The sequence below is a fragment of the Peribacillus sp. NPDC101481 genome (assembly GCF_044767165.1).
GTDB lineage: Bacteria > Bacillota > Bacilli > Bacillales > DSM-1321 > Peribacillus.
Genome location: NZ_JBIWNJ010000004.1, coordinates 103,111 through 116,500, shown reverse-complemented (window position 1 = coordinate 116,500; position 13,390 = coordinate 103,111). Strand labels below are relative to the sequence as shown.

The window sequence follows — 13,390 nt, the reverse complement described above, 5'->3', positions numbered from 1 at the left end:
AGGGGTGAAAGAAATGGATATAATTGTTGCGGCATTGCCTATTTTATTAAAAGGACTTCAGGTGACACTTTATATCTTTGTGATTGCCATTATCCTAGGTTTTTTGATTGGTTTACTTGTCGCGTTGCTGCGACTTGCCCCCATCAAAATCTTGAACTGGATTGCAAAGGTTTATGTGGATGCGATACGAGGGACACCGTTCATCGTTCAGTTATTTTTTATCTATTTTGGTGTGAATTCACTGAATTTGATTTCTTTGGACAGTACAACAGCTGGTATAATTACCGTTGCAATCAATGCAGGGGCATATTTTGCTGAAATAATAAGGGCTGGGATACAATCCATCGATAAAGGACAAACGGAAGCGGCAAGATCCATCGGGTTCACTGGAACCCAAACAATGAGATATGTCGTGCTTCCGCAAGCCTTCAGAAGGATGCTCCCTACCATTACGAACCAATCGATCATCAGCTTGAAAGACACTTCTCTATTATCCGTCATTGGTATAGCCGATTTAACCCAGCAAGGTCAGATTCAAGCTTCGGCAACCTTTGAAGCGTTCAAGATTTGGCTGGCCGTTGGTGTGATTTACTTTATCATCATCTATTTGTTAACCCTAATTGCTAATTTCATAGAAAGGAGGGTACAAGTTCGATGAGCATCATTACTGTAAAAAACCTGAGAAAATCATTTGGAACTGTCGAGGTTTTAAAAGATATCAACGCAGAAGTGCAGGAAAAGGAAGTAATTTGCGTAATAGGCCCTTCTGGATCTGGAAAGAGTACCTTCCTGCGTTGCCTGAATCTCCTTGAGGAAGTTACGGGCGGTGAGGTGGTCATTAACGGACATGATATAACCGATCCTAAAAGGAAAATCAATATAAACAAAGTCCGGCAAGAGGTTGGAATGGTTTTTCAACATTTCAATCTATTTCCCCATAAAACCGTTTTGGAGAACATAACCTTGGGTCCTATTAAAATTCGTGCCACCGATAAAGCGGAAGCGAGAAGGTTAGCGCTTGAGTTATTGGATAAGGTTGGTCTAAAGGAAAAAGCAAATAGCTATCCAGGGGAACTTTCCGGCGGACAAAAACAGCGGGTCGCGATCGCAAGGGCATTGGCGATGAATCCGAAGATCATGCTATTTGATGAACCGACTTCGGCCCTTGACCCTGAAATGGTCGGCGATGTTTTGGAGGTAATGAAACAACTTGCAAAAGAAGGCATGACAATGGTCGTTGTTACGCATGAAATGGGCTTTGCCCGGGAAGTCGGGGACAGGGTGATATTCATGGATGGAGGGTATATCGTGGAAGAAAATGAGCCGAATGAATTATTCGGTAACCCTCAGCACGAAAGAACGAAAGCATTCTTGAGCAAAGTGCTTTAACGGAAAGCACTATAAGAGATGATGTAAATCATGAATGAAGTTGTGCATGAAGTGTGGACAAAGGAATGCGGGAAATGAGGGGAAACCCAAACGCATGGAGCCTTTCCTTCATCTTTGTGCATAACTTTTTTTGTTTTTAGAGCAGGAATCAGTGAGGCGATGGCTTCAATTGGTAAACATCAAAAAAAGAAAAACCTATGCATTCGACACATGCATAGGTTTCTTCTTTTTTTACTTGGCACCGTAACTAATCAAGTTCGTCATGATTCGATATCCGCCTGGAACTTGGCCTTGAATTTGCCTATATAGCACAAGGTTGGTGTAGAGGTAGGTGCCATTACCGTATTTAGCCATGAGAATTCCGCCATCAAATGGTTCTTCATTTGGATCAGCCATGGAAATGAATGTTTCATATCGTTCATCCCATTCCATTGGGAAATACAATCCTCTTTCTTGGACCCAATTGCTCCAGTCATCACTTGTTATTTTATTCGGATAGTTAAAAAGCGCTGATTCTGGCTTCGACACGTTTATCGTGGCTTTTTCATCGGTTACCCGCCAGCGAATGGAAGGATTCCCGAGGGTAAGAGGATATGGAGCAGTCTTCATTGCATCCCATCCATCACCCGGTTTATGGTATTGCACGACGAGATGGCCGCCATTTTCCACATATTCAAGTAAGCGCGCGTTATTTGCCTTTAAATCTTCCCTCGATAGATAGGCACGGATGCCTGTAACGATCGTGTCATATTGACTTAAATCACCTTCAGCTAAATCAGCTGCAGTTAACTTCGTAATGTTCAGACCTGCATTGCTTAAGTAATCTGCCACTTTATCGAATCCGCTTTCAATGTACCCCACTTTTAATGAAGCTGGCTTCAAAAGCTCAAATGCAACGGTATTGATAGCTGCTGGGTATTTGTAATAGAATGTTCCGATATGGTCATAGGAAATTTCCTGAATGGTCGAATCAAAGCTTTTCCCATTGACAGTAGCAGCTGCCTTCACCTGATATTCGCCGTTTTGTATTGCCATCGCCGGTCTGAGGGTGAACTTCACTTGTCTTTCTTCTGATTTTTCTTTAAATGATACAGTGACATTTTTGGGATGAACTCCCCAATTTTCAGGGGCTTTTAAAGCGACCTTTGCCGATGCTTTTCCTTCTGTATAGTTTTTCAAGGTTACCGTCACTGGGACTTCCTCTTTTACATCTGCTGTATTTACGACGATATCTTCAGGAGATAGGGTAAGGCCAACGTCGGGAAGGACAGCGATCGTTCCATCCACTTCCTCCTTGATGGAAGTTTTTGTGCTGCCGTATTTATAAGAAATGCTGGTCGTAATGGTTGATTCATCATAGGCATGGTAATAGGCTGCATCTTCAGGGACTTCAACCAGATAGGTCATTGTCGCTGATTTATTTGGTGCTAGATTGACATCTTTAGCTTTAGTTTTGATCTTCCATCCTTTAGGTAAGTTCAATGCAGCAGCGACTTTTTTCAAGGTTTGTTTCCCGTTATTCTTCACGGTTACGGTTACGTACGTTTTTTGGCCTTTCGTCAGGATCTTTGAAGCTGCTTTAGCTTGAACTTCGAGTCCTGAGGAGACATAACTGACGTTTTGCAATTGCTCTTCTTTTAATGAGAGCTTATGAAGCAAGTCGTTCTTAATGGCAGGGCTTAGCTTTGCCTTTTTGACTTGCGCAGTAATTGACCGAACATTTGAAAGAGCATTTTGGGATATTGAAAAAACACGTTTTTCATTGGGATAAGCCGTAATAACAGCGTCCAAATTCCGTTGCAGGTATTTAAATTCACCTTTTAATTTTGAAGCTGAGCGGGGGAGTTTTTCTGCCCATTCAGTAAAATTGTAAGGTACACCTGCAAAAAGGTCCGACTGGTTTTTTGTATCGACGGCGCTTTGCTTCAAATCCAGATGGATCTGGCGGGGTGCTGCCGGGATATCAGAACCCATGCCTTGGCTTTTATGCAGATAGCGGGATTGTTCTCCCAGCTGTGGATAAGTCATATTGTATATTGGGTCATATTTACCGATTTCAATCGAAGTGGTTGCTTGATCTGCCGATGAAACGGGCAAATATAACTTTTTCACTTGCCATACGGATAGCCCTTGTTTCAATTGTTGCGGAAACACAGTTGGGTCGGACGCATCCTTAAAGGCACGTTCACTTAAGATTGTCATTGTTCGATGATGTCCATGCTGGGTATCATCATTTTGAAAGGAGGGCATCAATATATCCGGCTGATAGGTCCGAATAAAGCGGATAAGCCGTTCATAGGTGAGTTCTTCGCCCCACTTTTCTAATGTTTCCTCTGGTGTTTTAGAGAAGCCGAAATCATAAATGGGATCTGAGGTAGTTTCACTTAGATGATAGGCCTTAACCCCGGTTATTTTCGCAGCTTCAATCATTTCCCTCGAACGGATGATTCCAAGAGCATTGTCCAGTTCATCCCCAATTTCATTTTGTCCTCCTTCACCACGGTTTGCAATCAGGCTGGATGTCTTTACCCCTAACCCTCTCGATAGATAAGCGAGAAAGTCACTGCGTTCATCATCTGGATGGGCACCGCTGTTCAAGAATGTCACGGTCGTCTCGAGCGGCTTGACCGCATTCCATAACTCAACGTTGGCTTCCTCAGGATTTGCAGCGCTGCCTCCAGGCGGCAATAATGCAAGAACCAACAAAAGGGAAAGCAGCGATAACAGAGCTTTTTTCATTAATCTTTTAACCCCCTTCAACTTTTTAAGACACCTAAAAAAAATGTAGGTTAGTAATATTTTCTAACTAACCAGACGAAAAAAACTTATCTAATAAATAGCATTAATGGTTATAAATGTAAATGATTCGAAGTAACTATTAAAAGTTTAACATTTTAAATGTTCAGAAAAATAACTTGTGCACTGAATTTATTTAAGTTATATTTTTACTTAATTAGGAAGATTTACTAACTAAATGATGTAAGGCCGTGATGTGATGAGTTTTAAAAGACCACCCAGTCATCAAAAATATGTCAATAAAAAAAGAATCATTCAATGCATCCAGGAATGCTCGCCCATTTCAAGAGCTGAAATCGCCGTTAAGCTTCAGCTAAGTAAACCAACTGTTTCTCTGGCTGTGGATGAACTTATACAGGAGAAATGGGTATTTGAGAAAGGAATAGGAGAATCCTCCTCTCAAGGCGGGAGAAGGCCCATCCAGCTCTTTTTTAATGAAAAGGCAGCCTATATCATTGGGGTCGATATAGGCGGGACGAAAGTGAAAATCGTTTTAAGTGATTTAAGCGGCAACATCCTTGCCGACACTAGCTTTTCAACCAACACCTATTTAAAATCAGGGCTTCTTAAACAAATGGCGATTGAAACGGAACGGTTAATTGCCAAGAATCAGATTGCGAAGGGCAGGATATTGGGGATGGGAGTCGGGATCCCTGGTATAACGCAAACGGCAAGCGGATTAGTAATAGAGGCACCGAGTTTAGGCTGGGTACAATATCCGTTCATAGCCGAAGCGAAGCGGTATTTTGATTTCCCCATTTTTCTGGACAATGATGTAAACGCGGCTGCACTAGGTGAACAGTGGCTGGGTAATGCACAAAATAAGCGGAATTTGCTGTTCATTGCGGTTGGCACGGGGATAGGAAGCGGAATCATCTTGAACAACCAGTTATACAGAGGGGCTTCCAGTGCAGCTGGGGAAATGGGATATATGGTAACGGACAAAGAGGATATGAAGCGTGAATTCAAGCCGATTTTCCATAGATACGGCTATTTGGAAAGTGTCGCAGGAGGAAAGTCGATAGGCAGCCATTTTACCAGGGAGGTCCTCAAGGATCCTCATCATCTTTTATTCGAACGGGCCAAATCTTCCGAACTATCGGGGGAGGATGCCTTTTTGTCAGCAAAAAAAGGAGACACGACTGCAATGGCCGTCATAAATGAAGCCATCGAACATTTAGCGTGCGGAATTGTCAATGCGGCCAGTTTGCTAAATCCAGAAGTAATCATTTTAGGAGGTGGTGTATTAAATTCATCTGAATACATTTTACCTAGAATTCGGGAGATCGTTGATCGATATCTTCCTAGTTTAGTAGAAATGAAAACTTCACAATTGGGAGAAAACGCAGGAGTACTAGGCGCGGTTTCCTTATTCTTAAGGGAGCATGATGGCATTTTGAATTTTCGGGATGAGGGGGAGTATTAATGAAAAGTAGGAAAAAGTCGTTTGTTTCAGTAATGGCCTTATCGGCAGCACTATTGATTTCAGGATGTAACGGTACAGATACGAAAACGAATTCGGATGCTGGCGGTGCCAACGGAAAAAAGGGTGAGCTGGAAGATAAGATCGTTGTTTATTCACCGCATGGCAAAGATATTTTATCAAAATTCGAAAAGCAGTTCGAAGATGAGTATGGTATTGATGTTGAGTGGCTTGATATGGGGTCCCAGGAAATCCTTGACCGCGTTCGATCAGAGAAAAGTAATCCGCAGGCAGACGTTTGGTGGGGGGCACCTTCCACGAACTTCAATCAAGCGAAGGCTGATGGGCTGCTGGCTGCTTATAAGCCTAGTTATTCCGATAGTCTTGATGAAGGATTCCACGATCCGGAATGGTATTGGACGGGAACGAGCCAGACACCGGAAGTCATCATGTACAACAGCAAAGAACTATCGAAGGATGAGGTACCGAAAGATTGGGATGAGCTGCTTGATCCGAAGTGGAAAGACGAAATCATCATCCGTTATCCGTTAGCCTCCGGAACGATGAGGACAATTTTTTCTGCGATGATCTATCGTACGTATAAGGATACAAATGATCCAAAAGAAGGGTATGACTGGTTAAAGAAGCTCGATCAAAACACAAAGGAATATTCAGCAAACCCGGAAATGATGTATAACAAGGTAGCCAAAGGAGAGGGCTCACTTTCCGTTTGGGCAATGCCGGATGTTGTCATGCTGAAGGAAAATAAAAATTATCCGTTCGAGTTTGTCATTCCGAAGAGCGGAACACCTGTATTGACAGAAGGTATCGCCATCGTTGAAGGTGCCAAGCATCCAAAAGCGGCTGAAGCCTTTTATGAGTTCGTGAATTCACCTGAAGCCGCAAAAACTTTGGCAGAGGAATTTTACAGGATTCCGACCAGAAGTGATGTGAAGGATTTACCTGAATGGATCACGGAAACGGAAATTAAAGCGATGGATATTGATTGGAATGCATTCGAGGAAAAAGGTGACGAGTGGATGAAATATTGGGACGAAAATATTAAAAGTGGAGATAAAGAAATTAAAGAATAAGGAAGTGTCGTTGGGATGGCGTCAATAAAAATAGAGAATGTCCAAAAAGCCTTCGGGAAAACGATAGCTGTTGACCATTTAAATCTGGACATCAAAGAAGGTGAGTTTTTTACCTTTCTTGGTCCAAGCGGCTGCGGTAAAACGACAACGCTTCGGATGATTGCCGGTTTTTATTATCCAACAAAAGGTGTCGTCCGATTTGGCGACAAAGATATGACGCGTGTACCTCCGGAGAAAAGAAATACAGGCATGGTTTTTCAAAACTATGCCCTCTTTCCCCACATGACTGTTTTTGAAAATGTAGCGTTTGGCTTGCGTGTGAGAAAGGTTTCTTCTGTTGACTTAAAGAGGAGAGTGCTGGATGCCCTCCAAAAGGTAAGGCTGGAGAGCTACTCGAATCGTCAAGTGAGCCAGTTAAGCGGAGGGCAGCAGCAGCGGGTGGCCCTTGCGAGAGCACTGGTCATTGAACCGGAGATATTACTGCTGGATGAACCATTAAGTAATCTGGATGCCAAGCTTCGTGATGAAATGAGAGTGGAAATCTTAAGGCTGCAGCGTGACTATAAGATTACCACCATATATGTCACACATGATCAGGCTGAGGCTTTATCCATGAGTGATCGGATCGCTGTGTTCAATTATGGTGTATGTCACCAGGTCGGGACGCCGGCAGAAATTTATAATCGGCCGGCCAATGATTTTGTGGCGAGTTTTATAGGTGAGATTAATCTATTGCCCGTTCAAGTCGAAAAAGTCCAACAAGATAATATAGAGGTTGCCCTTAAAAATAGTGAAAAACCGATTAAATTGAAGGTGGAAAATCAAGCTAGGGACGGAATTTCAATCATACAGAGTGATGCTGACCTTGCTGTTTCGATTCGTCCTGAAGCAATCAGAATTCTGGATGTGATCGAGGAAGGAAAGAATATCTTTAAAGGTAAAATAAATTCCGTCCAATTCTTTGGATCTGTTGTGAATGTCATGGTGGATGTTCAAGACGTGTTACTAAGGGTCGACGTATTTAACACTTATGATTTTGGATACTTTTATCAAGGAAAGGAAGTGTATGTCCAGCTTCCTGAGAAACAGCTGCGTCTTATTCCCATCATAAGTGGTGATGCTCCATGATTAAAAATCGAGATACGAGATTGACGGTTTGGCTCCTTATACCAGTTTTATTGGTGCTAGTAGCTTATGTACTCTACCCATCGTTGAGGACCTTTATAGAAAGTCTGCAAAAAGACGGAACGATATCCCTTGGAAATTATCAGGACTTCTTCGTACAGGAATCGAAAACGAACTTAGAGGCTCTATGGAATTCTGTTTATATATCCTTATTGAGTGTATTGGTCAGTGCCTTGATTGGCATTCCGCTCGCATTCATTTTTAACCGTTACGATTTTCCCGGCAGAAGCTTCTTTTCTTCAGCAGCAATTTTGCCTATTGTCCTTCCATCATTGGTAGGGGTCATGGCCTTTATGTTTTTATATGGAGAATCGGGATTGATTCCAAATGCCATCAAGGACCTGTTTGGTCTCGAGAAGGTTCCATTCAAGATTGGCGGGGTATCGGGAATCCTTATCGTGCATGCCTATACGATGTATGTTTATTTTTATATGACCGTATCCGCTGCAATCAACAAAATAGATCCTTCCCTTGAAGAAGCGGCTTATAACTTAGGCGCAAATAAAATCAAGGTTTTTTGGAAGGTGACATTTCCATTATTGACACCTGCCATCGTAGCCGCTTCTCTACTTGTTTTCATGATATCGATGGCTTCTTTCAGTGCCCCGTTTTTATTAGCTGGCGGATATAGGGTGTTGAGCCTGCAAATTTATTTTTCAAAAATCAATGGTGATATGGAAATTGCCGCTACTCAATCCGTCATTCTATCCATCGTTTCGATTTCATTTCTATTATTCATGCGTTGGTATCAAAATAGGAAGGATTATCGCATGGCTTCGAAAGGAATTGGCGCACACAGGAGTGAAGTGAGAAACCCGTTTGTGAAATGGGTGATGGTCTTAACGGGTATCATCGGCGTAATCATTCTGCTATTACCGCACTTTACGATTCTATTGCTTTCACTTGTGCCGGATGGAACCTGGACATTTCAAACATATCCAACAGTATTTAATATGGAAAATTACCGGCTTTTGTTTGAAGACCCTAATATCTTCAAACCGTTACGAAATAGTTTACTGATGGCGGTTATTGCTACGTTGGCAAATCTGGTGTTTGGGGTCATAGCGTCCTATGTACTTGTCAAACGGAAATTCGTCGGGAAAAGCTTTGTCGATATTCTAGTCATGATTCCTTGGGCGTTGCCTGCAACGGTCATAGGGATGAACTTGATATTCGCATTCAATGAACCTAGCGTTTTTTCCTTTGGTCAAATTTTGGTAGGAACATTTTGGATTTTGCCGCTTGCCTATTTCATCAGGCATATTCCGCTCGTTGTCCGTTCGACTAACGCCGTTCTGGAGCAGCTGGATGACTCGATTGAAGAAGCAGCCAGAAACTTGGGGGCAAAGTGGTTTTATACCTTCAGAAAAGTCATATTTCCTATTATTATGCCTGGTGTTTTATCAGGGACATTATTGGCATTTATCGAATCTGTGGGGGAATTCCCGACGTCGGTCCTGTTGTACACAATTTCTAACAGGCCCATATCCATTGAAATCATGAATCAGCTTCGGATGTTCAATATGGGGCAGGCAGCTGCCTATGGGATGATTCAAATCACGCTGATTGTAATCGTTCTCTTTATTTCGAACAAGTTTTTTGGAATCAAAGCGGAAAGAGCTTTATAAATCGGAGGTTAAAAGATGAGCAGGCTTGAAGAATTTATCAAAAATGAAGGTAGTGCCTTTCCCGGAAAAACATATGCTAGAGAGCTTCTGATGCCTGTTTTTAATGATCAAAGAGATTACTTATTTCATGCAATGTTCGATATTCATCGGGCACATGTCATCATGCTTTCGGAACAAAAGATCATTAAAGAAGAAGAGGCGAAGACCATGCTTGATGGGATTCGGAAAGTGGCTCAAACAGATCTAGCGCAGTTGACCTATCAGCCCCAGTTCGAAGACTTATTTTTCATGATGGAGGCAAAGATCGGTGAGGAAATCGGTCATGAACTTGCAGGGAAGATTCATATCGGCCGCAGTCGTAATGATATGGGAGTCGCCATGTACCGGCTTGTTTTAAGAGGTCATCTACTCCAATTGATTGGCTATGCAAACCAATTGAGTGAAGCATTCTTGGTGCAGGCTGAAAAACATACAGAAACCTATATAACTGGTTACACGCATACCCAACCGGCTCAGCCGACTACGATAGGACATTACTTTTTGGCAATATATGATGTGCTTCAAAGGGATATTGGCCGGTTATGGGCAGCCTATGAAACGGTTAACCAATCCCCTTTGGGCGCGGCCGCGTTAACGACCACCGGTTTTCCGATCAGCCGGAACCGTACGGCTGAACTGCTTGGATTTGATTCGGTGATTGAGAATTCCTATGACTCGATTGGCGGGGCGGATTATTTATTGGAAACCGCAACTGCCATCATGACGTGCATGGTCAATACAGGAAGATGGATTCAAGACTTCCTGCAGCATGTGACAAGGGAGTTTGGAACCTTTCATGTGGCGGACCCTTATGTTCAAGTGAGCAGCATCATGCCGCAAAAAAGAAATCCAGTCTCCATTGAACATTCCCGTTCGATTGCAAGCAGTGCGTATGGTGATGCACTTGCTGCAATGAATATGATCCACAATACACCATTTGGTGATATCGTCGATACGGAAGATGATTTACAGCCGCATTTATATCGGGCTTTTTCGAATGCAGGACGTGTCATGAAACTAATGTATGCCGTCATGTCAACCTTGAAAGTAAATGAAGAACACACAAAGAAAATGGCCGCAAAATCCAGTATAACGGTTACTGAATTAGCGGATACCCTATCAAGAGATTACGACATATCCTTTAGAAAAGCCCACTCCATAGCCAGTCATATTGCAAAACGGTCAATTAGTGAAGGGAAAGAGCTATATGATTGGGACACAAAAGAAATCAACAAGATCATCAATGAATTCGTTTCAGTGAACATAGCAGAAGATGAATGGAAAAAAATAATCTCTCCCGAATATTTTGTGGAAATCAGAAGCATTCAAGGCGGGCCCTCCCCAAAAGAGGTTACGAGAATGATTGTAAATAGAAAACAAAAACAGGAACATGATTTGCAGGAATACAAGGAAATGGTCAAAGCATTGAATGATGGCAGGAAGGCTTTAGTGGATTACTAAAGGTATGTTGTTAAAGGGAAATGAGTCTTGACGCGCATGAAACTCACGAGTAAAAGCATGAACCTTCTGAAGAGAGTATTTTTTGTTGGCTCGGAAGCAATTCGATGAATTTTACTGAGAAAGCTTCATATTTTATGATATATAGTCATTCTATCAGGGTGGCTATTTATTTTGGATTTTTATTGCAACTGAGATATCCCTAGTGATAATGAATGTAGATTATTTCTAAAAATAATGCTATTATTTGGAAAATATATAATATAAGGCGGAATGTTAATGTCAAATAGATCTCAGTTCGGTGTTATCCTGATTTTAATAGCTTTCGTAATATCGATTACTTTTTGTTTGAATCCGGAAGTTTTATTAAGAGGTGGATATGATTTAGCTATTGATGGTCTGGTAGTATCCAGAACCTTGATGATTATTTTTTCGTTGTATTTATTAGTTAAAATAGGGGATTTGTTTATAAACAGAAAAGATTAATAGTCTAAAATGAGGTTTCCTATAAACAATATTGAGAAAAAGGACACTATGCTTGGATGCCGATAATAAGGAAGGCTCAGTCTTTTGACTGAGCCTTCCGATGTTTATTTATCCAAAATAACCGGTTTCAAAGTTTCTTCATATTTCGTTAACGGATTTAGGTTCCAACTGAATCGCTTGCTTTCTGAAAGCCAGACTTACTGCGATCATCACAATGAAATTGACTGCCAATGCGATGATTCCCACATTCAAATCTTTCGCTGCTTGCGGCAAGGATGGAAACAAGGTCCCTATTGTCGAATGACTGAGTGTAATGCAAATTACGATGGCCAATCCTGAAATGATGCCGGAGATTGCGCCAAATTTATTGATCGGATTATTCCTTTTCAGACTAAAGAGCAGGGATGGGAAAAGCTGTGTGATTAGACTGTATCCCATAAGAATTAATGCTGACATCGTTTCGCCGCCGTTTAAGGTGAAGTAGACGGCTATAAGGGCGATGACTGGAACAAGGAACTTTGCCAATCGTACAACATGGCAATCGGATACTGCAGGTGCAAATTCCTTATAGACGTTTTTCGCGAGCAGTGTAGCGACGCTCATCAAAAGCATGGATCCCGGCACCAATGCAGTCAATAATCCAGCTCCGCCGATTATGCCTATAAACCATGGATCAAAGGTCTCGATCGAAAGGCGCAGCAATGACAGGTCTGCATCTGCCCCAACGAGTCCGGGCACTTTCAATATTGCTGTAAACCCAACAAAAAAGACGAATAACAGCATGAGTGTATATAAAGGGCTGATGATTGCATTTTTTCGAAATACCTTGCCGCTGCGTGCTGAATAAACAGCGCTGAAAACTTGTGGCCACATATAGAAACCGAATACGAGTAATATTACCGTGGAGATGAACCATGATACGCTAAGTCCCTGATCTGGGAACTTAAGAAAACCAGGCTTGGCCGCATCAATCGCTTCAAACATCGGCTGAAATCCGCCAAAGTAATGAATCGGCAGATAAATCCCCAAAAATCCTATTATGGCGACCATCATTATATCTTTAATGACCGCTGTCCAAACTGAACCGTGTATACCGGAGATCATCACATAAATGGTAAGGCTGATCGCCCCCATCCAAACTGCCTCAGACATAGAGATGGCACCATAAGATGCTTCTGAGACAATGATCCCCAATCCTTTCAGCTGCACGACGATCACTGGAATCATCGACACCACACCGACAAGCGCAGCCAAAATTCCTAAACCGGGACTCTTATATTTGCTTACAAAGAAATCGGATTGAGACATCAGTTTATTTTCCTTGGCATATCTCCATATTTCCGGTAGGAGCCAATAGGATAATACGTAAGATAAAGTAATGTAAATTAGAACGTATAGAGCGGGTGCGCCCTTGCCATAAGCCCAGCCGCTGCCGCCAAGAAAGGAGAAGGTCGTATAGATTTCCCCAGCCATCAGCAGAAAGACGAATATCGCACCAAAACCGCGTCCGCCAACCGTCCATTGTTCCAAGTCCATATCTTTTCCTTTTGAAGAGCGTATGCCTAAAAATATCGATAGAAGTAAAAATGCTAAAATGATTAAGAGAGCAATATTCATTCCTGGTCACCTTCCCGATTCCTGGGATCCAGCTTATACATGATGCCCAGTATGGCAGAGGTAAGGACCACCCACATAGCCATCCAGAACATATTGAAAGGCATCCCTAATACATATGGTTCTATTTTATTAACAAAAGGCAGAAATCCTAGTATGCCTATAAAAGGAACTAGAGTAAGAATATATATAATCTTCATAAACAAACCCCTCCGTTTTAATAAAGTGAAACGCCCACCAATGGGGTTTATTCTTCAATGCCACTGATGGATGGGTGA

11 protein-coding genes are annotated in these 13,390 nt (G+C 42.1%); 8 read left to right on the top strand and 3 right to left on the bottom strand.

Going from position 1 to position 13,390, the window contains the following annotated elements; translation table 11 throughout:
• Window positions 1-13 precede the first annotated feature (13 nt).
• Both ACIROD_RS22225 and ACIROD_RS22220 read left to right on the top strand, forming a co-directional pair.
• Window positions 14-658, top strand: coding sequence for an amino acid ABC transporter permease (locus ACIROD_RS22225; protein ID WP_076370951.1), 645 nt, complete (start codon window positions 14-16; stop codon window positions 656-658).
• Window positions 655-1,389: an amino acid ABC transporter ATP-binding protein gene (locus ACIROD_RS22220; RefSeq protein ID WP_101224851.1), complete on the top strand. Its 735-nt coding sequence runs from the start codon at window positions 655-657 to the stop codon at window positions 1,387-1,389. The genes ACIROD_RS22225 and ACIROD_RS22220 overlap by 4 nt, the downstream gene beginning before the upstream one ends.
• A gap of 231 nt (window positions 1,390-1,620) precedes the next feature.
• Here the strand turns inward: ACIROD_RS22220 and ACIROD_RS22215 are convergent, their stop codons facing one another.
• Window positions 1,621-4,128, bottom strand: a complete 2,508-nt coding sequence (locus ACIROD_RS22215) for an NEW3 domain-containing protein (RefSeq protein ID WP_402944373.1) — start codon at window positions 4,126-4,128, stop codon at window positions 1,621-1,623.
• A gap of 256 nt (window positions 4,129-4,384) precedes the next feature.
• On the opposite strand from ACIROD_RS22215, the gene ACIROD_RS22210 reads away from it, so the two are divergent.
• From ACIROD_RS22210 to ACIROD_RS22185, 6 genes are all read left to right on the top strand, one after another.
• Window positions 4,385-5,611, top strand: coding sequence for an ROK family transcriptional regulator (locus ACIROD_RS22210; RefSeq protein ID WP_230177824.1), 1,227 nt, complete (start codon window positions 4,385-4,387; stop codon window positions 5,609-5,611).
• Complete coding sequence (locus tag ACIROD_RS22205) at window positions 5,611-6,702, top strand: extracellular solute-binding protein (protein ID WP_101224848.1); 1,092 nt, start codon at window positions 5,611-5,613, stop codon at window positions 6,700-6,702. Before ACIROD_RS22210 ends, ACIROD_RS22205 begins: the two co-directional genes overlap by 1 nt.
• A 15-nt stretch (window positions 6,703-6,717) precedes the next feature.
• Window positions 6,718-7,830 carry an ABC transporter ATP-binding protein gene (locus tag ACIROD_RS22200; protein WP_402944367.1) on the top strand — a complete coding sequence of 371 codons (1,113 nt, stop codon included), beginning with the start codon at window positions 6,718-6,720 and terminating at the stop codon, window positions 7,828-7,830.
• Entirely contained in the window at window positions 7,827-9,515 is a 1,689-nt protein-coding gene (locus ACIROD_RS22195; RefSeq protein WP_230177822.1) for an ABC transporter permease, read from the top strand. The genes ACIROD_RS22200 and ACIROD_RS22195 overlap by 4 nt, the downstream gene beginning before the upstream one ends.
• Before the next feature lie 15 nt (window positions 9,516-9,530).
• The gene (argH, locus tag ACIROD_RS22190; protein WP_402944362.1) at window positions 9,531-11,015 is read left to right on the top strand and encodes an argininosuccinate lyase; all 1,485 of its coding nucleotides are present in this window, start codon (window positions 9,531-9,533) and stop codon (window positions 11,013-11,015) included.
• A gap of 276 nt (window positions 11,016-11,291) precedes the next feature.
• Window positions 11,292-11,498 (top strand): hypothetical protein, encoded by a 207-nt coding sequence (locus ACIROD_RS22185; RefSeq protein WP_057278651.1) that lies wholly within the window; start codon window positions 11,292-11,294, stop codon window positions 11,496-11,498.
• A gap of 138 nt (window positions 11,499-11,636) precedes the next feature.
• On the opposite strand, the gene ACIROD_RS22180 is transcribed toward ACIROD_RS22185, so the two are convergent.
• Window positions 11,637-13,115, bottom strand: a complete 1,479-nt coding sequence (locus ACIROD_RS22180; protein ID WP_402944358.1) for a sodium:solute symporter family protein — start codon at window positions 13,113-13,115, stop codon at window positions 11,637-11,639.
• Window positions 13,112-13,312, bottom strand: a complete 201-nt coding sequence (locus tag ACIROD_RS22175) for a DUF3311 domain-containing protein (protein ID WP_048685209.1) — start codon at window positions 13,310-13,312, stop codon at window positions 13,112-13,114. Before ACIROD_RS22175 ends, ACIROD_RS22180 begins: the two co-directional genes overlap by 4 nt.
• Window positions 13,313-13,390: the final 78 nt, after the last annotated feature.